Source organism: Polyangiaceae bacterium, assembly GCA_020633205.1.
Taxonomy (GTDB): domain Bacteria; phylum Myxococcota_A; class Polyangia; order Polyangiales; family Polyangiaceae; genus JAHBVY01.
The window spans coordinates 24,766-48,659 of the sequence record JACKEB010000024.1; the positions used below are offsets into that span (position 1 = coordinate 24,766).

At 63.5% G+C, this 23,894-nt stretch carries 17 protein-coding genes; 10 read left to right on the top strand and 7 right to left on the bottom strand.

Going from position 1 to position 23,894, the window contains the following annotated elements; genetic code table 11:
• Positions 1–8 precede the first annotated feature (8 nt).
• The gene (locus H6718_35005; GenBank protein ID MCB9590669.1) at positions 9–239 is read left to right on the top strand and encodes a hypothetical protein; all 231 of its coding nucleotides are present in this window, start codon (positions 9–11) and stop codon (positions 237–239) included.
• 9 nt (positions 240–248) lie between these two features.
• On the opposite strand, the gene H6718_35010 is transcribed toward H6718_35005, so the two are convergent.
• Both H6718_35010 and H6718_35015 read right to left on the bottom strand, forming a co-directional pair.
• Entirely contained in the window at positions 249–1,556 is a 1,308-nt protein-coding gene (locus H6718_35010; GenBank protein ID MCB9590670.1) for an AarF/ABC1/UbiB kinase family protein, read from the bottom strand.
• 88 nt (positions 1,557–1,644) lie between these two features.
• The gene (locus tag H6718_35015; GenBank protein MCB9590671.1) at positions 1,645–2,313 is read right to left on the bottom strand and encodes a hypothetical protein; all 669 of its coding nucleotides are present in this window, start codon (positions 2,311–2,313) and stop codon (positions 1,645–1,647) included.
• Positions 2,314–2,820: 507 nt separating this feature from the next.
• Between H6718_35015 and H6718_35020 the strand changes: the two genes are divergently transcribed.
• The 6 genes from H6718_35020 to H6718_35045 all read left to right on the top strand — a co-directional run bounded on the left by H6718_35020 (position 2,821) and on the right by H6718_35045 (position 10,289).
• Positions 2,821–4,530: a VCBS repeat-containing protein gene (locus tag H6718_35020; GenBank protein ID MCB9590672.1), complete on the top strand. Its 1,710-nt coding sequence runs from the start codon at positions 2,821–2,823 to the stop codon at positions 4,528–4,530.
• 4 nt (positions 4,531–4,534) lie between these two features.
• Positions 4,535–5,029 (top strand): hypothetical protein, encoded by a 495-nt coding sequence (locus H6718_35025; protein MCB9590673.1) that lies wholly within the window; start codon positions 4,535–4,537, stop codon positions 5,027–5,029.
• A gap of 72 nt (positions 5,030–5,101) precedes the next feature.
• Complete coding sequence (locus tag H6718_35030) at positions 5,102–7,492, top strand: CehA/McbA family metallohydrolase (protein MCB9590674.1); 2,391 nt, start codon at positions 5,102–5,104, stop codon at positions 7,490–7,492.
• 119 nt (positions 7,493–7,611) lie between these two features.
• On the top strand, positions 7,612–8,838 hold the full coding sequence (locus tag H6718_35035; protein ID MCB9590675.1) for an NAD(P)/FAD-dependent oxidoreductase: 1,227 nt from the start codon (positions 7,612–7,614) through the stop codon (positions 8,836–8,838).
• A 4-nt stretch (positions 8,839–8,842) separates the two neighbouring features.
• Positions 8,843–9,766, top strand: a complete 924-nt coding sequence (locus H6718_35040; protein ID MCB9590676.1) for a TusE/DsrC/DsvC family sulfur relay protein — start codon at positions 8,843–8,845, stop codon at positions 9,764–9,766.
• Between the two features lie 49 nt (positions 9,767–9,815).
• Positions 9,816–10,289: a DsrE/DsrF/DrsH-like family protein gene (locus tag H6718_35045; GenBank protein MCB9590677.1), complete on the top strand. Its 474-nt coding sequence runs from the start codon at positions 9,816–9,818 to the stop codon at positions 10,287–10,289.
• Between the two features lie 26 nt (positions 10,290–10,315).
• Here the strand turns inward: H6718_35045 and H6718_35050 are convergent, their stop codons facing one another.
• The 4 genes from H6718_35050 to H6718_35065 all read right to left on the bottom strand — a co-directional run bounded on the left by H6718_35050 (position 10,316) and on the right by H6718_35065 (position 15,237).
• Complete coding sequence (locus tag H6718_35050) at positions 10,316–11,230, bottom strand: hypothetical protein (protein MCB9590678.1); 915 nt, start codon at positions 11,228–11,230, stop codon at positions 10,316–10,318.
• A gap of 91 nt (positions 11,231–11,321) precedes the next feature.
• The gene (locus H6718_35055) at positions 11,322–12,176 is read right to left on the bottom strand and encodes an NAD(P)-dependent oxidoreductase (protein ID MCB9590679.1); all 855 of its coding nucleotides are present in this window, start codon (positions 12,174–12,176) and stop codon (positions 11,322–11,324) included.
• Between the two features lie 130 nt (positions 12,177–12,306).
• Positions 12,307–13,296 (bottom strand): hypothetical protein, encoded by a 990-nt coding sequence (locus tag H6718_35060; protein MCB9590680.1) that lies wholly within the window; start codon positions 13,294–13,296, stop codon positions 12,307–12,309.
• Positions 13,297–13,428: 132 nt separating this feature from the next.
• Entirely contained in the window at positions 13,429–15,237 is a 1,809-nt protein-coding gene (locus H6718_35065) for a class II glutamine amidotransferase (GenBank protein MCB9590681.1), read from the bottom strand.
• Between the two features lie 142 nt (positions 15,238–15,379).
• Here H6718_35065 and H6718_35070 point away from each other — a divergent pair, with 142 nt between their 5' ends.
• Genes H6718_35070 through H6718_35080 form a run of 3 tightly spaced genes read left to right on the top strand, consistent with a single transcriptional unit; the run spans position 15,380 to position 22,385 of the window.
• Complete coding sequence (locus tag H6718_35070) at positions 15,380–18,649, top strand: transglutaminase family protein (GenBank protein MCB9590682.1); 3,270 nt, start codon at positions 15,380–15,382, stop codon at positions 18,647–18,649.
• A gap of 1 nt (position 18,650) precedes the next feature.
• The gene (locus H6718_35075; protein MCB9590683.1) at positions 18,651–20,846 is read left to right on the top strand and encodes a transglutaminase family protein; all 2,196 of its coding nucleotides are present in this window, start codon (positions 18,651–18,653) and stop codon (positions 20,844–20,846) included.
• 36 nt (positions 20,847–20,882) lie between these two features.
• Positions 20,883–22,385: a response regulator gene (locus H6718_35080; GenBank protein ID MCB9590684.1), complete on the top strand. Its 1,503-nt coding sequence runs from the start codon at positions 20,883–20,885 to the stop codon at positions 22,383–22,385.
• Between the two features lie 26 nt (positions 22,386–22,411).
• Here the strand turns inward: H6718_35080 and H6718_35085 are convergent, their stop codons facing one another.
• Entirely contained in the window at positions 22,412–23,851 is a 1,440-nt protein-coding gene (locus H6718_35085) for a class I SAM-dependent methyltransferase (GenBank protein ID MCB9590685.1), read from the bottom strand.
• Positions 23,852–23,894: the final 43 nt, after the last annotated feature.

A 23,894-nucleotide genomic window follows, 5' to 3' on the forward strand; every position in this document is an offset into this window, starting at 1 on the left:
GCTGCGGAGTGCGCTTTCGATTCGACGCTTATGGGCTCTATCATCTCGTCGTCGAGCGCCACGGCGACACCTGGCGGGTGTTGCAGATAGGCGCCGACGGCAAACGCATGGAGCGACAGGATCTGGCGATTCCGCCCGACTACGCCTCCGCGCGCGAGATCGGGGAGTTCCTCGACGTGCTGCTGCATGAGTCAAGTCGCCCTGGACGCTCTCTTCGCCTCTTGAATGAGGGCGACTGACCGTTGCGTTCAAGGTGTGAGGCTCTGCTGACTCGCTGACTCGCGCTGGCCGAGCACGCCGCGGGCGAGCTCACCGAAGTTACCTCGAGCACCCAGGCGGGTAAGCACTGAGTGGAGTCCCCAGACCAGGCGCTGGACCCAAATCCACTGAGGAGGGAACGCGAGCAGCCGCAAGTTCGGGTTGCTAGGCCCCGTATATTGCGCACCTGCACGGATATACTCGGAAGTGAACTCGAAGTGGTCGCCGCAATAGGGTGCCCATTGATGACACATCAGCTGCCAATGAAAATCGAAGTCGAAGCGCTTCGGCTTGGCGATCATTCCAGTCGCCAGCATTGCGTCCTCGAAGTCGCTGCGCCGGTTCTCCAACACCAACTCGAAGAGCCGTCGCTCGTGACGGACGAAGTCTGGGTCGAGACGCCGCACGCAACCGTAGTCGAGAAACACCACCGCCTGATCAGCCCGGTCGGTCTTCGGGAAGAGGTAATTTCCGGGGTGAGGATCGGCGTTCAGACAACCGAGCTCAAACAGTGACCGCAAAGCAAAGATCAGCAATGTGCGAGCCGCCAACTGTTTCCTCGCGGCATCTGCTTCGGCTGCGAACTGGTAGAAGTCGCTGCCTGGAGCCCACTCACTGGTGAGCACCGTCTCCGAGCTGCGCTCGCCAATCGCTTCAGGCACGTAGACCCCAGCCTGCGCGGCGAAGCGCTGCCTGAACCAGTTTTGCCACTCGGCCTCCCGCCGGTAGTCGCACTCTTCTTCGAAGCGCTCGCGCAGCTCGCTGACAATCGCGGGACCGTCCACAGCCGAAGCCAAACTCGCGATGCGACTGAAGCCCTCGAAGCGTGAAAAGTCCGCGTGGATGGTGTCACGGATCCCCGGGTACTGAACCTTCACGGCCACGTCTCGGCCAGCGAAGCGCGCACGGTACACCTGGCCCACCGAAGCCGAAGCAATCGGCTCCGGTTCGAAACTGTCGAATAGCTCTTCCAGGGTTCCCCCCAAGGATCCCTCGATCGCTGCCTGCATCACCTCGAAGCGCACCGATCGCGTGCCAGCCTGGAGCTTGCGCAACGCGCCTTGCGCCTCTTCCGGGAGGGCGCCGTCCATATACGAGAGGATTTGGCCGACCTTCATCGCCATCCCCTTCATCTGGTCGAGCTCCGCTGCCAACAGCTCACCGAGCTGCTCATGTTTCCCTGGGGCAGCATTCAGGATTTGAGCACCCGCCAGGCGCACCGCGGAGGAGGCGGCTTTCCCGGTAGAGAGCAACCGCCCCCAACCCTTCCCGATCCCGTCTAGCTCTCGCTTCCCCATGGCGCATCCAAGCATGTCCCAAACGGCGCGGGCGGGGTGCGCAAAACACACCCCGCCCGGAGAACGCGCGTAGAAGCTGCAACAAACGCTACAGGTTCGCCGCCGCCGTGCCGTCGTTCGCCGCGGCTTCGTCGTACTTACACTCGGCGCTGCTCGGGCATTCCCGGCCACAGACGTAGATCGTGCTGCCGTCGTCACCTTCGCACGCCGTGACCTCGGCGTCGGTGCAGTTCAACTGACAATCGGTGCTGCCCTTACAACACACGAAACAGTTCGTCTTGCAGGTGAGGTCGCAACGGGCATTCCCGTTGCAGCCGACGTTGCAGCCTTGCTCGCAGCTGAGGTGGCAGTCTGAGTTGCCTGTGCAGCCGCCGCCGCAGTTCTCCTTGCAGGCAATCTCGCAATCGCTGCCCCCTGCACACCCGAGGTCGCAGCCGCCCGTGCCTGTGCAGTCGATGGCACAGCTGGACTGACCTTCACAGCTCGCGTCGCAACCGCCCACCTGGGTGCAGTCGGCCGTGCAGTCGCTCTTGGATCCACAGTCGAGGTTGCAGGTGGCGTCGTTGCAAGCCAGGTCGCAGTCTGCGCCCTTGGTACATTCCGCCTGGCAATCTGGTGTGCCCGCCGGGCACTCGAGGTTGCATTGTTCACCGGTGCACTCGAGCGACGCTGGAGGAGGCGGGTCGTCACTGCCGCACGCAACGAACAGCGCTACCAACGGAGAGAGAACGATAACCTGTGCGATTCGCTTCCACATACCCCACAGCGTAGAGGGTCGAAGCGTCTCCCACAATCTCCTGAAGGCGGAACCTGTGTCTGGGTTTTCCGCACACGCTGCATTGTATTTTCCTTAGGGATTTGCCCTGGGAGAGCCGCTCAGTATGCGGCATCGCGCGACACAGGTCGCAAGGTACTCAGGGGCATTCCGCCACCGCGTCCCATCTCGCCACGCTTTGCCCTTGGCGGTCCCCGACTCACCCTCCCCCCCAAAAACCCTAGCGGGCGGTTGGCGGAACGGGCGATGTCAGGCACCCGCACTCCCTACGGGTGGCCACCGTTGCGAGTTTATTTCCTTCCGGAAATTCTATCGGAACCTCGACCGCTCACGTGTCAACACGGGAAGCGGGCGTCACACAGGCGTAGGCGCGTGCCCACAGCGCTGGGGTGGAGCCCCCAATCACGAAAAATCAAGCAGCTTTCCTGCGGGAATCAGCGCAAAGCGGCGCCCACGCACGGTCAATCCAAAGCACGCTATGCTTGAGCCATGCGAACTTGGGCTTGGTTGGCGTTGGGGTCTTGTTGTGCGTGGGGCTTGGCCGCTTGCGGAGACGGTGGTGGAAGCGGAGGCGGCGGCTCGGGAGCCAATGGCGGCTCGGGAGCCAATGGCGGCTCGGGAGCCAATGGCGGCTCGGGAGCCAATGGCGGCATCGGCGCTAGCGGGGGCTCTGGGGGTGGCATCCAACCGCCAGCACCTGCGTGCTCACCCGGCGCGGCGGGTTCGACGACGGTTGCAGCGCCCGAGCTGCTCGCAGAGCTCGGAGACCGCTGGCACGAGTCGTGGCTCGCCTCGCCCGCAGTCGCAGATCTCGACGGCGATGGCACCACGGAGATCATCGCTGCGCGACACGGCTTGGTGCTCGGGTGGCACCTGGACGGGAACGTCGTGTTTCGTCAGGAGGTCGATGGCCGCTGCTGGGCCTCGCCTGTCGTTGCGGATCTGCGCCCCGACCTGCCCGGCCTAGAAGTCGCCCAAGCGTCTGCCGACAAGATCTACGCCTGGCAAGCGGATGGCACCGCACTACCTGGCTTCCCTTATACGTTCCGCGGGGAACTGAGGAGCCTTGCGGCTGGCGATATCGACGGTGACGGGCAGCTCGAGCTGGTGAGCGTGACGACGCAAAACTTGGAGTCCAACGGTCAGCGCGACATCGTGATCGCGGTGAACGCCGATGGATCGGTGTTGGGCGGCTTCCCCCCAAACACCTCCGGAGCTTCTGGATGCGATGATGCTTGCTACGTCTACAACGGCTACGACCAGAACGTCGCCTTGGGAGATGTCGACGGCGATGGCCGGAGCGATATCTTCGCCACGCAAGACAACGCCTACAACTCTCTCCACGACGGCACGGGCAGGGCCTTTGACTGCGCCAGCGAGTTCAAGAACAAGACCAAGTTCATGGGCGTGCGCGCACTCCACGACTTTGCGGAGGCACTGCAAGGCTACGCGGACGACGAGTCCACCGCGCTGCAAGCGCACCACACGAACACGGCCCCGGCGATCGTGGACCTAGACGGCGACGGTGAAGGCGAGCTGGTCTACGTGGCGTCAGTGCAGAACGCGGCGCAAGACAACCGGGAACAGGGCGTCGCATTGTGGGCGCTCAACCATGACGGCACTCGTCCCGCGGGCTGGGAGACCCCGAAGCACTTCCCCGACTACCTGAGCGGCCTCTGGGACTATGGGGAAAACAACATCGTCGCGATCACCAATCAAGTGACCGTCGCCGACATCGATCCCAACCGCACTGGCCCCGAGTTCATCTTCGCCGGGTTCGATGGACGCATCCACGCCGTCGACTCCTCACAGCAGGAGATGTGGAGCATGACCTATACGACCGACGCTGAGGTCGCGACCGGCGGTGTCCTGGTCGCGGATTTGAATCAGGACGGCGCTCCGGAGGTCGTATTCAACACGTACTCCACCAAGGAGAATGTGAGCGAGCTGTTCGTTCTCGATGGCGGAGGCAACCTGCTCCACCACCTGCCGCTACCGAAGCGGGGCGCGATGCCAGTGCCCACGATCGCCGACGTAGACGGTGACGGCACCCTCGAAATCGTCGTCAGTCTGAAAGACGGAGGCGACAACGAGGCACAAGTCTTGGTGTATCGTGTTCCAGGTTCAGCACCGAACTGCCTGCTTTGGGCCACCGGTCGTGGGGATTTCCTACGCGACGGCTACGTACCAACTCCATGATGCGATGAAGCGACGCGATTTCTTGCTCGGGGCCGGCGCCTCCCTGGTGGTGCCGGCGTGTGTTTCAAAGCCGCAGATGACCCTGCATCACGCGGAGATCCGTTCGGCGTCTCCGGTCGGGATCACCATGCAGGTGTTCTTCAGCGTGCACAACGACAACAGCTTCGATGTCCAAGTGCGCAACGTGCGGGTGAACACGACGCTGCAGGGCAAGTATAAGATGCCCTACCTCGAGTACAGCCCGAACGTCTGGTTGCCTTCGGACCGCACCGTGATCGTCGACGCTCCGACGCTCATCCCGTGGCTCTTGGTACCACCGCTGCTTGCAGAAACGGTCACCAAGCCCAGCATCAAGTATCGGGTCAAGGGTAGCGCGGACGTGACGGGTACTAGCTCGCTCAAGATCAAGAGCGACAACTATCCAGTGGACGAAGAGGGCGCGATCCCGCGTGTAGCCGTTTGGCAAGCGGCTCAGTCGATGTTCCCCGGTATCCGCTGAGCCTCTTCGCGGCTCGCCAGGCGAAGCGGGCTCCGGGGCATGGAAGGGCGCAAGCGGGCGAAGCTTGTATCCGTGCGGGTTCGTGCAAGAGTAGCGCGGGTGAACGCGGTGCGCATCGCCCAGTGGGCTCCCTGGTTCGGCCTTGCGCCGGTCTGCGTCGCTGTTTGGGTGGCATGTCAGCCCGGCACTCCGCCGCGCACGTCGGGAGCCAGCCCTTCGCCCGTCTCAACGGTCAGGCTGGCAGGCTTCGAGCTAGGAGTCGCGCCGAGCCCGGCGGGGGAGTTGCAAGCTGGCTACCGACTACGCCCTGCTCGAGAGCAGCACGGAGTCTATCTAATGCCGCTGCTCGAGCGCGACCGGCATCAGGCGCGACTTGCACGTTTCCACACGGATGGCGGCAAAGATCACCTCAGCTTCATCCAGCGCTCCGGAGACTGCGAGCTGACGAGTGACGCAAGGCTCGACGCTTCCGCTCCAGCCTACTTGGACCTGAGCTTGCGCGTGCTTTGCACGAAACCCGGCACGCTGCGGCTCGGGTGGCGTGTCGACTGGCCCGGTCGACGAAGCTTCGTCCCCGGTCTGGGTTTCGCCACGCAAGGACACACGGTCGCGCCCTGGGTGGGTCGTCAGACACGGGGTGGCGCCTTCGTGCTCGCAAGCAAGCATCCCTCCGAGATCGAGCTTGTCGCGGAACACGTCGGTCACCTGGGGGCGCTGAGTTGGGGCGCCGAGACTCGACTGGCGCAAGGCAAGGTGCATGAAGAACGCCATCGCTTGTTCCTCGGTTCGGACTCCCTGGCGGAAGCGGCACGCCTGGGGTGGGAGTTCGCTGGCGAGGCCCTGGGCGCTGTCAGCGGAACGCTGAAACCACCGCCGAAGTGGGCAGTGCTCGAAGCTCGGAACGACGCCAATCAGCTGGTCATATCCTCCCGAGCCCACGCGGACGGGAGCTGGCAGCTTTCGCTTCCTCCCGGTAACTACAAGATTCGCAGCAAGTCTCCGGGTGGCGCCGATGAGCTGCAGACCAGAGTCAGCGCGGGCGGTGAGAGCACGCTGAACCTAGTGCCACCAGCTCCCGGTCAGCTCGAGCTGTGGGCGCTGGGGGAGGACGGCAAGCCGCTGCCGGCGCGCTGGATTTTGCGTGGAATGGGCGAGACACCCGATCCTGTGCTGAATCCTCAGTCGGAGCTGAACGCGTGGATGCTATTCACGCTGCACGGGAGCGAGAAGATCGCGCTCGCTCCTGGAGAGTACGAAGTCACGGCGACACATGGCCCTGAGTACGGGCTATTCCAACAAGTCGTCAGCGTGAAGGCCGACCAGGGAGCGGTGGTCCGTGCCACGCTCCGTCGCCAGCTCGACGTGAGCGGCTGGGTGGCGTCGGATTTTCATCTACACCAAGCGCCCAGCTTCGACTCTGAAGTCAGTTTGGAGGATCGGCTCACCTCGCTACTGTCCGACGGAATTCGCTTTGCTGCCGCAACCGACCACAACGTCGTGACTGACTACGCTCCGGCGCTTGCAGCGCTCGCGCCTGAAGCCGATCTTGGAACCACGAAGGGTGTCGAGATCACCACACGGGGCTGGGGCCACTTCAACGCGTTTCCCTACGGTATATCTGAAGCGCCGACCGTCAAAGATCGCAAGCCGGAGGAGATCTTCGGTCAGGTTCGCCGAGACCAGCCCGGTGCTGTTCTGCAGGTCAACCACCCGCGCATGGGCGACATCGGCTACTTCAATCAGGCCAAGCTAGACCTGAAAACGGGCGACGCGGCAGCTGGCTTCAGCTACGACTTCGACACCATCGAGGTCTTCAATGGCTTTGACCTCGGGAACCCGGGCGCGGTTCAGCAATGCCTGGATAGCTGGTACGGCCTGCTCCAGAACGGCTGGCGATTCACCGCCGTTGGAAACTCGGACTCCCACAGGCTCGTGGGTGAGTATGCCGGGTACCCGAGGACCTATGTGAAGGTCCCGACAGGTACTCCCGTGACGGAGACGAGCATCGCTGAAGGTCTTCGTGGCGGTCACGCCTGGGTGAGCAATGGTCCCGCCCTGGATGTGCGCCTGAACGGCGCTGGCCCCGGTGATACAGCCAACCTGAGCGATGGGAATCGGCTCCAGGTGCGCGTGGCGACGGCGGACTTCGTGGGGGTGAATCGAGTTCAGCTGGTCATCAATGGCGCGGTGGTATTCGAGCAGCGCTTCCCCGAGGATCTACGTGGAGGGCAGCGCGAGCTGGAGTTTCCTCTGGAGCTCATCGAGGACTCGTGGGTGGTGGTGCTGGTGCGAGGCGATCAAGCGCTCGAGAGTATCTTGCCCAGAATCGACGCGAAGCCGTTGGCCTTCAGTAACCCCATCTTCGTCGACGTCGACGGCGACGGAAGGTTCCGCGCTCGCAACGCATCGGTGCGCGAGCACCGGGAACATGCGTCACCCGGCGGCACATCTCTCGAGCAGTAGCGGCGCCTTAGTTTCTTCGCCCGTACAGCCGGCATACGCAGAAGATTCGCGGAACGCTCGCTGGAGCTTCGAAAAACTCGCGGCGACCCTTGGCGCATCGCTTGCACGAGGGACGCCCGATGAAGAACCTCGTGATCCTAGGCGCAGGTACAGCCGGCACAATGCTCGGCAACAAACTCGCCCAGCGTCTCGGTGCGGAGTGGAACATCCACTTGGTCGACCGCGACGACCTGCACGTCTACCAACCAGGGCTGCTGTTCATTCCGTTCCGGAGCTATCGCCGGGAGGAAATCATTCGTCCACGGAAGCGCTTCGTGCAGTCCAGAGTGCACCTCAACCTGAGCGGGATCGGGGCACTGGACGTCGAACGCAGGCAGGTGAAGCTAGGCGACGGGACCAGCCTCTCGTACGACATCCTGGTCGTCGCGACCGGCGCCAAGTTGAGTCCCGAGTCAACGGAAGGACTCACCGGGTCCGGCTGGCGTGAGAGCGCGTTTGACTTCTACTCTCTGGAAGGCGCCCTGGCCCTGGCGGACAAGCTCGATGGCTTCGAAGAAGGCCGCGTGCTCATCAACGTCGTGGACATGCCAATCAAGTGTCCGGTCGCGCCCCTCGAGTTCGCCTTTCTGGCGGACGCCTACTTCAAACAGAAGAACGTACGTGACGCAGTCGAGCTGCACTTCGTCACGCCTTTGGACGGCGCGTTCACCAAACCGCGGGCATCGGCGCTGTTGGGCGGCATGCTGCAAGAACGGCAAATCCACCTTGAAACTAGCTTCGCTACTTCATCGGTCGATGGGGCGAAGCGCGAGCTACACAGCTACGACGGGCGCAAGCTCGACTACGACTTGTTGGTGAGCATCCCGCTGCACAATGGCAGCGATGTCATGCTCCAGTCAGGGCTCGCGGACGAGAGCGGCTTTGTCAAGACGGACAAGCACACGTTGGCATCACGAGTGGCACCCGGGGTGTTTGCAATCGGTGACGCGACGGATCTGCCGACATCCAAAGCGGGCAGCGTCGCGCATTTCCAGGCGGAAGTTCTGCTCGAGAACATCTTGCGGGACATCCGCGGTCAGTCTCCGCTGCCCGACTTCGATGGTCACGCCAACTGCTTCATCGAGACCGGAAGTGGCAGAGGGATCTTGATCGACTTCAACTACGAAACGGAACCACTGCCAGGCAAGTTCCCGTTGCCTGGGGTTGGGCCCTTCGATTTGCTGCGCGAGAGCCGGGTCAATCACTGGGGCAAGCTGGGTTTCAAATGGGTCTACTGGAACCTGCTGCTCGCGGGTGAAGAGCTACCCTTGGACCACCGCATGCTGATGGCAGGGAAGTGGAGCTGAAGCCATGCAGAACATCTCGGCACAACTCGAACAGATCAACCTTCGGCTCAGCACTCTGAGTCATCAGATGCAGGTGCTCGCTGACCGTCAGCGTGAGCGCGACGAGCTGCTAGAGGAGATGAAGCCCATTCTCAAAGAGGTCATGAAAGGCGGAACCGAACGCCTCGCGGACCTGGAGGAACGGGGCTACTTCACCTTCGCAAGGGAGGGACTGCGCGCTCTTGACCGCGTCGTTCAGGCCTACTCCGAAGACGACGTGCGAGCCCTTGGCGACAACATCGTCCGCATCATGGATACCGTGAGGAACCTCACTCAACCAGAAGTGCTGGAGATCCTCAACGACGCTAGCGACGTGGTGCAGCAATCAGAGCAGCTTGAGCCAACCGGGGTGTTCGGGATGATGCGCGCGAGTCGCGACGACGACGTGCGCCAAGGCATGGCCGTCCTACTCGGGGTGCTCCGGCAGGTCGGCCGCGGAGTGAAACGGCTTTCTGACGCGGAAAACAACGAACGACGTCCCAAGCCGACTCGCGCGAGCGCTCCAGCTAGGCCCGCCGCGGAAGTGCGAGCAGCACCCAAGTCGGCGGAGCGAGCGCCGGTTCCACCGGTCGTTGCCCCGCGAACAATGCAGATCGACGGCGTCGCCTTCGACAGCAATGGTTTCCTAGCGGATCCAAATCAGTGGACACCAGAGCTGGCGACAGCAATCGCAAGCGCTGAGGGCCTCACGGAGCTGAGCGAGCGCCACTGGCAAGCCATCAACTGGGCGCGCAATGACTTCCTCAGCCAGGGTCAGTCGCCGAACATCAGGCGGATCACCATGGGCTCCGGTGTTCCGACCAAGGAACTCTATGCGCTATTCCCCAGGGCACCAGGCATGACGGTCGCCCGTGTCGCTGGCATTCCGAAACCCGTCGGCTGCATCTGAACTGCGATCGCCGCGAATGACGCGGCCCAAGCACCCTCTGGAGGCAATCATGCCCTACCCGCAAGAAGACAGAAAAATCGCGCTGATTTGCGCCAAGGGCGGGCTCGACGAAGCCTACCCAGCCCTCATCCTGGCAAACGCCGCCCGCGCGTCGGGTATCGAGGCGACTATCTTCTTCACGTTCTATGGTTTGGACGTGGTGACAGAGAAGAAGGTCGATCACCTGCACGTCAACATGACCGGCAATCCATCGAGCCCGATGCCCACCATGGTCGCAGGTCTTCCGGGCATGGAGCGCCTAGCCGCGAACATGATGAAGAAGAAGATGGACGAGCTCGAGCTACCCGGCGCTCGCGAGATGCTCGAGATGCTGAGCGACGCCGGTTGTCGGCTGTACGCCTGTGAACTGGCGATGAAGATGTTTCAGCTCCAGCGCGACGACTTGATCCCTCAAGTCGAAGACGTGATCACAGCCACGGACTTCTACGAGAAGACGGTCGGCGCGCAGATCGTCTTCATCTAGCGACGCGGGCGGGCAAGAGCCGCGCTTCAGTACATGAAGTCGTCGGCGCCGTCAGTCACAGTGACGTAGACCAGCGTGTCTGCCTTGTAGGTGGAGTCCAGCGTGGAGTACGCCTGAAACACTGCGTCCCTGTGCTGGTCGTTGTACGCGAGGATGTGCAGGATTTGCTTCTGCCAGTGATCGGCCGGAGCGGCGTTCGCGCTGGAGAGCGGGATGTCACCAAGCTTCTTTTGCAACAGGCTCAGCGCGTCCGCCTCGCTATACGTGCTTCCCGCCGGAAATGCGAAGGCGCGGGTCACGCTGACACCAACCTTGTAGCCGTCGATCTCCACCAGGATGTCCGTCTTCTTCCCGCCAGGGTCCTGATAGACGATTTCAGTCTCGGTTTTGAGCAGCGTCGCAAGCTCGCAGCGGTAGAGCACCTCGTAGCTGAACACTTCCGAGTAGAGTGAGTTGCCGCCCAGGTTGCCAGCGTCGTAGACGTACTTCCCGCCTGTGCTGAGCAGATCGTAGCTGAAGGCGTCCATTCCAAAGTCAAGGTGGGTCTCGAAGGAGAAGGGATCGGGGGAGAGGATCTCCTCGGAGTCGATGGGGCCGCAGTCTCCGCTGATGGTGCCGAACCCAGGCAGGGGCACGTCCCCGGTTCCTCCGGTTCCACCGGTCGATCCCGCGGTGCCTCCGCTCGCCGCGCCTGAGCTGCCGCCGCTCCCGGCCGCTGCGCCGCTGCCTCCACTGCCAGCTGAGTTCCCCCCGGCTGCCCCTCCAGAGCCAGCTGAACTTCCTCCGGCGCCGGCTACGCCACCCACACCGCCAGCTGATTGCCCTGCGGAACCGCTAACGCCAGCGCTGCCGGCGTTACCACCGTCCGTTGACGGATCGTCTCCACAGCCCGCGAGAACCAAGGCACCGACGGTGACCCAAAGCGAAAGCCGAACCTGCATCGGGCAAAGCTAGCGCTCGACGCGGATCAGTTCAACGGACAGCGAGTCGGTGCGATGTTCGTCACTGGCAAGTCTGGTTTTCGATGCAGCTTCAAGCCTTCGGCGGAACGGCTTCGATGCTCAACGCAGCCAAGTCCAGCGCGCCGTGCCCAGCCTGGATCAGCGACTCCATACGCTCAGCAATGCCTGGCAACACGCAGAGCGTGGCGTCCCCGGCTGTCTCTTGCATCAGCCGTACATCCTTGCGCGCCATGGTCAGCTCGAAGCTCGGGTCGTACTTGCCCGCCGCCATGTTGGCGCCTCGGTAGGTGAGCGTGCCCACCGGATTGAAATGGGTGAACAGCTGCTGGGCCTCCGTCGGCTCGATCCCCAGCTGCTGGGCCATGGTGAGCACGTCTGCGAGCGCACCCGTGATCCCGATGATCATCGCATTTCCGAAGAGCTTGTAAGCGGCAGCGAGGTCTGCCCGCTCCCCCAGGTACAACACCTTGCCTGTCATCTGCTTCAAGGCGGGTTCCGCCGCGGTGAACGTAGCTTGCGGCCCCGCAGCGAGCATCATGCCTCCCGCCTGACGGCACATGGCGGGCGACATGAACACCGGCGCGTGAAGGTAGCGAACGCCCAGCTCCGCCAAGCGGGCCGCGCGCTTTGCCGTACCCGCGGGTGACGCGGTCGTATGGTCAATCAGCAGCTTGCCCCGTAGCGCCTCCAGTGCGGGCTCGAGGCAAGCGTCCACCGCCGAGTCGTCGCTCATCACCACATGCACTCGAGTGGCCCCGTCGACAGCAGCCTGGACGCTATCGCTCACGCTCACCTGCGGGCCGGCGAGGGCCTCCGCCTTCGAGCGAGTGCGATTGAAGACGCGAAGCGTCTCGCCTCGTTCGGCCGCCGCGGCAATCAAGCCACCACCAATCAACCCGGTACCAATGAATGCGATGTGCGCCATACGTCGCACCCTACGCGCCGGAACGTGGGATGTACAGCGATCGCAGATCCGATTCCGTGCGGCAAGATCAGGCGACAGACTGCCCGAGCAAACACTCGAGCCTAAATCGCAGTCGGCCGAGACTCCCCACCTAAGCCATCAGCCAGGCGCCAAAGGCAGCCGCGAGAGGCACCGTCAGGTTGTCGTCCAGGCGACGCGAGAACAACTCCGCGAGTCCTCCGCAGACGGCAGAGCCGAGAGCGATGCGGAGCGCGTGGGGTGTCCCTGGATAGAAGATGGCGAGTACCGCCCAGGCGCTGAGGGCCCCGAACACCACGAAGGTGAGAGAACCTTCGAGGGAGCGCCCGTGGACCAAGCGGATGCGGCCGATGCGCCTTCCGACGAGACCCGCGGCAGGATCGGCGAAGGCCAACACCGTGACCGCGATCGCGCACATCCAGGGCTGCGCGAAGAACGCGAGGAGCACCAACGCGGTGGCGTACCAGGTCGCGCTGTTGATGCGATGCGCCTCGTGGGGGTGTGCCACTCGGCTGAACAGGCCCATCAAGAGACGGTTCGCGCGGGGGCTGACCCGCCGCATGGTCTCCATCACGAACGCGCTCATGAAGAACGCTGACGCCAGGTAGGGAACCCAATCGGTGAGCCACACCGCGCAAGCCAATGCCGCGAGCCCTGAACCCGTATGGAAAACTGAGCGATGCCAGTTGGTCGGCCTGAGACTCGGCACGTGCACCGCGTGCAAGCGCAGCACGCGAGCCAGCGCTTCGTATGCAGGAAGCAGACTGGCGCGCAGCTCGCCCCAGCGCTCTCGGGAAATCTCACCGCGGTCGCTGAGCGACTTCAACGTCACGGCGAGCTGGGCGATGCGCACCCTGAGTTCGGACTCGGCTTCCGCCGTCCCTGCTTCTAGCCCGAAGCGGATCTCCGACGCGTCCATGGGGTTCACGGACTCGTTCACGACGGCTTCCCCAATACGCTCCAGTTCGTCGCCTAGGCTGACCAGTTTCGCGCTGAGGCGCTCGGCCATCTCGCGGCGGAATCGGACTGGGTCGAGCTCACGCAGAGTCTCGTAGAGCTCGATGACGTGAGGAGCGGCGGTGGCTGCGAGTGTTGCGGTCATCGTCGGTGGAAGGGAGGGAGAACCTGATGGTCTTAGTGTCGGGGGACGGACGCTTCAGTCATGGTTCGGTCACAAGCCGTGACCTCGACGCTCCTGGCGGTTCCGCTGCAGTACGGCCGCCGTTCCTGCTCGCTACATCCCCTGCGACTGCATGCCTGATTGCGTACTCATGAACTGCATCTGCAACTGCTCCGCGTCGACTTGTACACCGACGGTCAGGCTCTCCCCTCCCCCCCCCCGCAGCAAAGTGCCGGAAGTGGGGGTGGCGTCCTGATAATTACGCCCACACGCAACCCGGATGTGGTCCAGGTTCGCGATGCAACCGTTGGTCGGGTCGAAGCCGCGCCAGCCTACGTACGGCAAATACAGCTCCGCCCAGGCGTGAGAAGCGTCGGACTGCTGCTTGTTCTCGTAGTCGCCGCCTGTATAGATGTATCCCACACGGTAACGGGCCGGGATGTTCAGCAGCCGGGCCAGGCAGATGAAGAGGTTCGCGAAATCCTGGCACACTCCTTGTCGGGATCGGTAGACGTCCCAGGGCGTGGTGGCCAACGTCGTCGAACCCGACGCGTAGCGAAAGTCGCGATAGATGGTCTGGTTCATGTCCCGCAGCGTCTCGTCCAGGTCGTAGTCCTGACGCTCGGCAAAGCTCATCGCGAACTCTGATAGCTCTCGCAGCTGCACCTCGGGCAGCTCCGCAGGCAGCAGATAGGGCACCATCATCTGGCGCTGCCACGGCATCCAAACCAGCGGAATGGACGCACGGCGCGAAGGGGCCCACAGATCGGGCTCACGCGCGAGCTCGATCTTCGCCTTCGAGACGAGTCGGAGCTCGGAGTAAGGATGCTCGAAGTCCACTCCAACGACCACGTTTCCAAACACATCTTCGTAGCGACGAAATTTTCCCTGGGGAAATATTTCCAAGTCGTACTCCAGGAGCCTCTGGCGCGAGTCGTGCACCGGCTCGAGGCGAAAGACGTGAGTGGAGCGTTCGACAGGCGACGCATAGCGATAGATCGTTTCGTGACGCACCCAGAGGACCCGCGAGGGAGCGGTTGGCGCCAAGCTGGGCCCGGGAGGTGCGCTCATCACTCCTTGGGCTGCGAGGGCGGGGGGCGGCGCGTTTCCGTTCACCCAGCCAACCAGCTGAGGATCACTCGACCAAATCACCGCGCCCCGTCGGGAAACCAAGGTGGTGCCCGGCGTCAGGCCCACGAAGTCCAGCCCTTCGAGGGGCGTGGTTGCGACCAACACCAAGCTGCGGTTCGCCCCCTCCCCCGGCTCGAGACCGAGCTCCAGGAAGCGATTGCTCCACGAAGCTTGACCCACGCTCGGGGGCACTCGACGCCCCGCGCTCAACTCGCCAAAGCCCCGAGCATCGCGGTAGGCGATCAAGTCTTCACCATCGCTGAGCAGCAGGTTCGCTGTTCCGAAGCCGTTGAGTTCGCTCAAGAGCTCGTGGAGCTTTTCCCAACCCACGTCCGCGAGACGACGCGCGCCGAGCTGATCGACTCGATTGAGGAGCCAACAAAAGACTCGCTCGGAGTTCGTGTGTCCGACGGGTGCGAACACCGCTGGAAGCTCGAGCGCAGCGAGCTTCACCGGATCGAAGTCTCCGGTGTGGGCGAAGACCCAGTCACGTCCGCCAAAGCTCCTGCTGAAGGGCAGCGTGTCCTCCTGAGCCACCCGCTTCGCCGCACCGCGCAAGTGACACAGAAACGTCGCCGCGCGAAAGCGATCCCAGTCCCGCAGCAGCTCCGTCATCGCGGTCTCCCCGGTTGCGATCGGGTCCTTGATCACCGCAGCGGCGTAGTCCCCCGCTGGGTACCAAGCGAAACCCCACCCCGAGGGCTGCACCGCTGCATCGTGGCGGGCCCAACCGCTGAGGCGGATGGAAGGCGACGCGACGCCGTCGAAACTCATGCCGAGCAGCTGACTCATGACTCGTCTTGTACGCGAAACATCCGCGCCACACAGCAAAACAGCGTCGTAACGCAGCCCAGCGCCGCTCTGGCACGGGGGGATCTAGGCCCGCGACCCCCCTAGTAGTCGCCCCTGCTCTGAGTTACCACCGCGGGGTCTCATGCGAGTTTTGCTGCGTCATCAAACCAAGTACCAGTACGGAAGTCCCGTTGCGCTAGGGCCCCACATCGTGCGGCTGCGGCCGGCAGCCCACACCCGGGCCACGGTCGAGAGCTACAACCTGCGCCTCGAGCCCGAACCAGGGGTGCGCTGGCAACAGGACCCGTGGGGCAATCGCATCGCGCGGCTCTCGTTTTTGAAGGAGCAGCGCATCGAGCAGCTGGAGATCGACGTCGATCTCGCTCTGGATATCCGCCCGGTCAATCCGTTCGATTTCTTCGTCGACGATCGCTGTGAGAACCTGCCCTTTGCGTACCCAGATGGTTTGGCAGAGGAGCTCGCACCGTTCCTAGCTTCTCCGCGCGGAAATCTGTTGGACGCCTTCGTCAAGGAGCAACCCGCCGAGGGCAACTTCATCGACTGGTTGGTCGCGCTCAACATGCGGGTTGCCCAGCGCGTGCAGTACCTGATCCGCATGGATCCAGGCTTGCAGACCTCTGAGGAGACGCTCACCAAGAACTCCGGGAGCTGCCGGGATAGCGCCCAGCTCTTGGTCGATGTGTTGCGCGCCAACGGACTCGCAGCGCGCTTCGTCAGCGGCTACCTGATCCAGCTGGCGGATGAAGGCAACATCCCGGATCTCGCGAAGGGGGTGAGCAGCGACGTCGCGGATCTGCATGCGTGGGCCGAGGTGTATGTCCCCGGCGGTGGATGGATTGGCCTGGACGGCACCAGTGGTTTGTTGTGCGGCGAAGGTCACATCCCATTGGCCTGCACCGTAAACCCCGAGCTCGCCGCTCCAGTCACCGGCACCGCAGAGCAAGAGGCGCGCGGCTTCGAACACCACATGGAGGTGATTCGGCTTGGCCACGAACCACGCCCGCGCAAGCCGTACACCGACGAGCAGTGGGACCAGCTGACCGCCACCGGCGCGAGCGTCGACGAGGCGCTGCGCGCCCAAGGCATCGATTTGACCACGGGCGGCGAGCCCACGTTCACTTCACGGCTCCACCCGAAGCTTCCCGAGTGGAATACCGAAGCGCTCGGAGAGACCAAATGGCAGCAGGGCTTGGTGATGGCCAAGGAGCTCCACAAGCGCTTCGGTGTGGGAGGCTTGGTACAGTACCGCATGGGGAAGCAGTACCCCGGGGAATCGCTTCCCCGCTGGGCGCTACACCTCATGTGGCGTCGAGACGGCGAGGCGATTTGGCAGAACCCGGAGCGACTGTCGTTCGAGGGCGGTAGCAAAGATCGCATCAGCGATGAGCAGCTCGGCCGCGCCGCCCGTCTGCTCGCGTTGATCGGCTCTCACTTGGATTTGCAGATGACTCCGATGGCGGGGTTTGAAGATCCTTGGCACTTCATTCAACAAGAAGAGAACCTGCCTCTCGACGTCGATCCGCTGAAGGCAGACCTCGACGACCCTGAAGAGCGCAGACGTTTGGCGCGGGTGCTGGGGCACGGCCTCAAGCGCGAGGTAGGCTTCGCCGCACCGCTCGCTCGCTTCAACGGTGCTTGGCGCACGGGGAGCTGGAGCTTCCGCCGCGGCCACCTATTCCTGATCCCGGGTGACAGCCCCATGGGACTCCGGCTTCCGCTGGATCGCATCGGCGGCGAGCCGCCCCCCATCGTCGATCCAGACCGCACCGAAGTGACGCGGGACAGACAGCTAGAGCCTCGCCCGCTGCTCCGCGATGCACACGTGGGAGAGCGCCATATCGGCGCCGAACAACGCATCGGCGATCCGCGCACCGGGATCCGCACGGCAGTCTGTGTCGAGCCGCGCGAGAACGTGATGCACGTCTTCCTGCCGCCGGTGCCGACCTGCGAAGACTTCCTCGAGCTGGTGCGGGCTGTAGAGCTCGCGGCGGCGGAGTGCGATGTCAGGGTGCGAGTCGAGGGCTATCCGCCGCCAAGTGATCCTCGCATCGAGTCTTGTCTGGTCACGCCGGACCCGGGCGTCATCGAAGTGAACCTCCCTGTCGCGAGGAGCTTCGCCGAATACGGCGCGTTCATGGACACCATCACGGAAGCCGCAAACCACTCGGGGCTGTGCATGGAGAAGTACCAGCTCGATGGGCGTGAAGCGGGGAGCGGCGGCGGCAATCACATCACCCTGGGCGGTCCAAGCGCCCTGGAGAGCCCCTTCCTGAAGCAACCGCAGCTGCTCGCGAGCCTGTTGCGCTACCTGCAGAACCACCCTTCGTTGTCGTTCCTGTTCACGGGGCTCTTCGTCGGACCCACCTCCCAAGCACCCCGCCTAGACGAAGCCCGGCTCGATTCGCTGCACGAACTCGAGATGGCCCTGGAACAGATGCCGCTATCTGCGTCGGAGTTCCCCTGGACCGTGGACCGCCTGTTGCGCAACCTGCTGGTCGACGTCAGCGGAAACCCGCACAGGACCGAGGTTTCGATCGACAAGCTATTCGATCCAGGCGGTCCCGCCGGGCGCCAAGGCTTGGTCGAGTTCCGGGCATTCGAAATGCCGCCTCACGAGCGCATGGCTGCTGCGCAGGCGCTCCTGATGCGGTCGCTGATTGCGCGCTTTGGCCAGGCTCCCTACCGCGAAAAATTGGTTCCGTGGGGCACGGCTATTCACGACCGCTTCATGTTGCCCCATTTCATCTGGAACGACTTCCGTGACATCTGCTTCGATCTCGCACGCCACGGCATCGCGATGGATCCCGAGTGGTACCGCCCGTTCCTGGACTTCCGCTGCCCGAGCGTCGGCCGCTTGCAGCTGGGAGACACGGTGCTCGAGCTACGCACGGCGCTCGAGCCATGGCCAACACTCGGCGAACAGCCGGCAGGATCGGTGGTCGCTCGCTACGTGGACTCCTCGCTCGAGCGTGTGGAGGTCAAGCTGCAGGGGCTAGTCGAAGGTCGCCACGTGGTCGCGGTGAACGGCATCGAGCTCCCGTTGTTTCCGAGCGGTACCGTTGGCGAGGGTGTGGCTGGGGTGAGATTCCGCGCATGGCAGCCTCCGAACTGCCTGCAACCGAACATCCCGGTACACCATCCTCTGCGCTTCGACGTGATCGACACTTGGGGTCGGCGCTCCCTCGGCGCGTGCCAGTACCACGTGTGGCATCCTCAGGGACGCGCCTACGACACACCGCCACTCACCGCGTTCGAGGCGGCGGCGCGCCGAGCGCAACGTTTCACGACCGAGGGTCACCTGCCGTACCCGACGGCACTGCGTCATCTCACGCCTCGTCCGGAGCACCCGCTCACCCTGGACTTGCGCTGGTCCGCCGTGTCCGACCGCTAGCATGCACAATCCAGAGGAAGGCCGAAGCGCCGAATCCAGATTGACCGCCATCGAACGCGCGCTGAGCGAGCACGACGAGCAGCTCAGCGACGCGGGACTCGTGGTGTGGGTGGGAACAGAACCCACCTTCACCGATCGCTTCTCCTACGACGCTGAGTGGGTCGGCGCAGCTCTGGGAGCCCAGAAGCTCGGGAAGGCTCAACGGTTTGCCGCCATGCTCGCGTCGCGGGTCCCGACGGCAGTATTGCTGCGCTGCGTGGGACGTCAGTACCCCGAGGAAACGACACCGCGCTGGAGTTTCGGACTGTACTGGCAACGCGAGGCGGGACAGGTCTGGCATCTGCCGCCGGATCCACTCATGGGAGGCCGAGCGAGCGACGCGAGCGCGCCAAAGCGTCTCTTGCAAGAGCTATCAGCGTGCCTGACCAAACGGCAACGCGCGCCGCGTCGCATCCTGCTGAACGACGCGCCTCCCCCCCAAAAATCACAGGAGCAGGCGGGAGCCGCAATGCCCACACTGCCGCTGCGCTTGGTGTGGAGCGTACGCGATGAGGAGCTCGACGAGCTATCCGAGGAGGTCCAGGAGCAGTGCGGCCGTGCTCCCCTCGGCGGCGATGCCATCCCCAGCGCCGGCCTGAGCGATCCCCTGGCGGATCAAGGCCTCTCCCTCTTGTGTGTCGGTGACGCGGGTCCGGAACACCCAGGCGTCGTACGCATCGAGCTACCGCAGCTAACCGACGTGTCAGAATTCTCCGATTTGCTAGAGCTCATCGGCGAAGCTTGCCGCGCGGCAAGAATCGAAGGCTTGATCCTCGGGGGCTATCCACCACCGGTGGATCGGAACGTCGCGTGGGCGACGATCACGCCGGATCCAGGAGTGATCGAGATCAACACGGCGCCGTGCTCCGGCACCCGCGGATTGCTTCACGATTCGCGCATCCTCTATCAGGTCGCCGAAGCGCTGGGGCTGTCTCCAGTACGCATGCACTACAACGGTGAGCTGGTCGACTCTGGTGGAGGAGGCCAAATCACCCTCGGCGGACCTAGCTTCGAGGAGAGCCCATTTTTCCGTCACCCACAGCTACTCAGCCGCATGGTGTGCTTCTTCTCGCGGCACCCTGCGCTGTCTTACCTATTCGCCGTCGATTCCGTGGGAGGCTCGAGTCAGTCTCCGCGAGCCGACGAGGGTAGCGTCGAGACGCTGGCAGAGCTGGGCCTAGCCCTCGAGCTGCTGCAACGCATCGAGTCACCCAGCCCTGAAGACATTTGGTCCACCCTCGCGCCCTTCCTGGTCGACCGCTTCGGAAACTCACACCGCGCGGAACTAAATATCGAGAAGCTCGCCAACCCACACCTCCCAGGCCGCGGGCGCCTAGGCTTGGTGGAGTTTCGCGCCTTTCGCATGGCGGATACCCCGGAGCGCGCCGCTTGCCTTGCGGCCTTGCTGCGCGCCATCTCGGCGCATCTCAGCAAGCTGTCCACACCGTCTCAGGTGAAGTTGTGGGGGCGCGAACTACACGACCGGTTTGCGCTCCCGTTTCAACTCAGGCTGGATCTGGAGGAGGTTCTACAGGAACTGCAGTCCAGCGGCTTCGGGTTGGCTCCCGCTATCGCTCAAGAGCTACGCCGAGAGCAGCGTCTCCTGGCGCGGGTTTCGCTCTGGGAGGGCGCCGTACTCGAGCTCCGTCAAGCGGTGGAGTTTTGGCCATTGGTCGGAGATCTGTCCGCGCAGTCGGGGACCACCCGCCTTGTGGACTCCAGTACCCGGCGCTACGAGCTTCGCCTGCGCTGCCCCGAGGAACAGCTTTCGCGTTGGCGCCTGAGCGTCGATGGCTATGGCGTCCCCTGGGCGACGGCGAAGGACGCGGACGGCCCAGCGCTACTGCGTGCGATTCGTTGCCGAAGCTTCATCCCAAACCCCGGACTGCATCCGAACTTGCCTGCTCACGGCCCCTTGAGCGCGCTCGTGTATCGAGAGGATCAGGCACAGGCTGCGCAGGTGACCCTCCACTGGTGGAAGGTCGACGGCGGGGCATATGTGGGTCTTCCGAAGGACCAAGCGGACGCGCTGCAGCGAACGGAGGCGCGCTGCACGGTGGAACACCTCAACAAACCACAGCGCCAAGCGCCGGAGGCTCCTCCCGGCAGTCTTTCCGCGTGGGCATTCGACACCCGCTGGGCGGAAGCGCCAAGGTGATCACCGACGCCCTCGCGACTGCTATGCTCACAAGCGGTGCCCCCTCACGCCGACGGTCAAGACGCGATCGATGACGCAGCGCTGCGTTTCATCCTCGCCAACTTGCCCTATGCCATCTTGATTCATCAGGGCGGGCACGTCGTCTACGCGAACGGCACCGCCGCAGAGCTCCTCGAGTGCGACGATCCGGCGGCGTTGATTGGACAACCGTGGCACCGCTTCATGGTGACGGAGGACCGCAACGCGGCAGAGTCCAACGTGCGCGGTGCGCTGACTGAACAACAGGGGACACTCGCGCGCTTTGGTCCGGTGGAGCGCCGAGCGCTTAGCGCCAAGGGGAACGTGGTGCCGGTGGAGCTGCACGCCTTCACCCTCAACTGGGAGGGCAACCCGGCGCTCCTCGTCTCTGCGTCCGATATTTCTTCAAGGAAATCCATCGAGGGAAAGCTCCGGGAAGCGGACCGCATGGCCGCGGTGGGAACCCTCGCTGCTGGAGTAGCCCACGAGGTAAACAACCCACTCGCATACATCATCGCGAACCTCAGCTTCGCGGAGGAGAAGCTACGGCACAGTCCAGATCAAGAAGAGGCGCTCGAAGCGGTGGTTGAGGCACACCAGGGCATTCAGCGGGTGCGGCAGGTCGTGAGCGACCTGAAGACGTTCACCCATGACGACCAAAAGCCGCAGTCCGTGCTGGTCGCGAAGGTGATCCAGGCGACGGTGAAAATTGCCTCTGCACAAATCAGGCACCGCGCACGCTTGGAGGTGACCGCAGGTCGTAACGCGCGCGTGCTGGCTACCGAGACTCGGCTGTCGCAGGTGCTCCTCAACCTGCTGGTCAACGCGGCTCAGGCCGTACCCGAGGACCGAGAAGGGCGCATCGCCATCAGCTCACGGGTTGAAGGCGCTGAGGTCTGGCTCGAGGTCTCGGACAACGGCACGGGAATCCCCGCTGAGCTCGTCGATAGGATCATGGACCCGTTCTTCACCACCAAGCCCGTTGGTGTGGGCACGGGCTTGGGCCTCTCCGTCTGCAAGAACATCGTGGAGAGCTATCAGGGCACCCTCGAGGTCGATAGCCATCTAGGCGTGGGGACCACCATGCGCATTCGCCTACCGCTGCACAAGAGCGGCGGGAGCGTTGCGAGCATGAAGGCAACCCCACGGAAACATGGTCCAAAGCGGCGCGTCATGATCATCGATGATGACCCGATGATCTTGCGCTCGCTCAAGCGCGTATTGAACGGTCACGACCTGACGCTGATGTCAGGGGGAAGCGAGGCACTGGCTCACCTCGCAGAAGACCAGAGCTTCGACATCATCCTGTGCGACCTGATGATGCCTGGCGTCACCGGCATGGACGTCTACAAGCAACTCAGTCAGGTCGCGCCGGACCTAGCCAGGCGCATCGTCTTCCTCAGCGGTGGCGCGGTGACCCCGCAAGCACAGCGCTTACTGCAAGAGGCCCCTAACCGCCGTTACGAGAAGCCGCTCTCTCCCGCGGAGTTGGACGAGATCCTGCGCTCCGGCACGACGTAGACGACGCGATATCAGGCGAGCGAACGCTACTTGAAGCCGTTGAGGTGCACGACGTACCACTCGCCTCGCCAGCTGATCAAGCTAGTCAAGTCGACGCGCATTTCCTTGCCGTCGGCGCGCTGAAAGACGAGCTTCGGGTGAGTCATGCGGAAGTAGCCAATCTTGTTCCCTTCGGAACCAGGTTGCATCCAGGACTTGCTCCGCCCGGAGGTGTCCAGCCGCAGCAGCTTGGCAAACCTCGGGTTGTCACCCAACCGCTTGTGATAGTCGTGAACGTCACGCTTGAAGTTCTTCCACAAGCGATACTCCCAGTCGCGCTCAGGCTTGGGGATGTCCTTGACCTGTTGGTATGCTTCCACAGGGAAAAAGACCGAGCGAGCGATTTCGGGATCATCCAGGATGATTGCCCGAGTGAGCAGCCGAAGGTGCTGCTTGAACAAAGGGCTCTCGAAACTCGGGTCCCCCTCGGCTTGGGGTAGCTGGGGCAGCGGCTTGCCATCATCTCCCTTGAGCTTGGGCACGATCTGCGTTGGCTTCGTGAAGCGCAACGTCATGCGATCGCTCTCACCGATGGCTTGGTACTTCGCTGCGTCCTTCTCGCCCAAGCGCAGCACCGGCGGAAGCGTCCAGACGCCTTCGGGGTAGTCTTTGGTGTCCTTCGGATTGGCGTTCAGTTCGCTCTCGGCGCTGAACTCGAAGCCCGCTGCGCCCACCAATCGCTTGACGTAGTCAGGTGCGAGATAGCCGACATAGCCAGTCTGCTCGGGGGTCTTGCCCGGCGCCCCCCGATGTTGAACGATGCCCAAGGTCCCGCCCGGCTTGAGCACGCGGTACGCGGCGTCGTAGACGGCAAGCGCGTAACCACCCTTCACCCAGTTGTGGGTGTTGCGAAAGCTGAGCACCAGATCCATGGAGCCGTCCGGGCCAAGTTCGATCTTCTCGGGCGGCGCGACCTGATGCACCTGCACCTTGCCGAATCGATCAGGCGAGCCCTTCAACAGCTCATCGAACTGCTTCGCAATGCGGTTCGGAGTGACGTCCTGGGGGCCTGACGGATCGAGGTTCGTGACGTGTAGGCCACCCTTCTCCGCGAGCAGCGGCGCCAGGATCTGGGTGTACCAGCCAGTGCCCGGCCAAAGCTCCAGCACTTGCATGTCGTCCTTCACACCGAAGAACTCCAGGGTCTCCAGCGGGTGCCGCCAGACGTCGCGCTCTTGGTCCTGCCGAGTTCGTTGCCCTGAGGAAATAGCGCTACGCAGCTTCTTGTCGGTCTCGGGGTCTGCCCCCGCCTGGCTCACGGCATCATAAGGGGACACCCATTCCGGCTCTTTTGGCGCGACTTCAGCCGTCGCGGTTGTAGCAGTCGACGTCGCCGAAGGCTCAGCCACGGGCGGGTTTGGGGGTGAGGTAGCGCCGCCACAAGCCGTGACCGCCAGGAGCCCGAAGTAGAGTGCAGTTCGCTTCACGGCGCGGACTCTACACTCATCGAAGGAAGCGTCCACCGTCGCC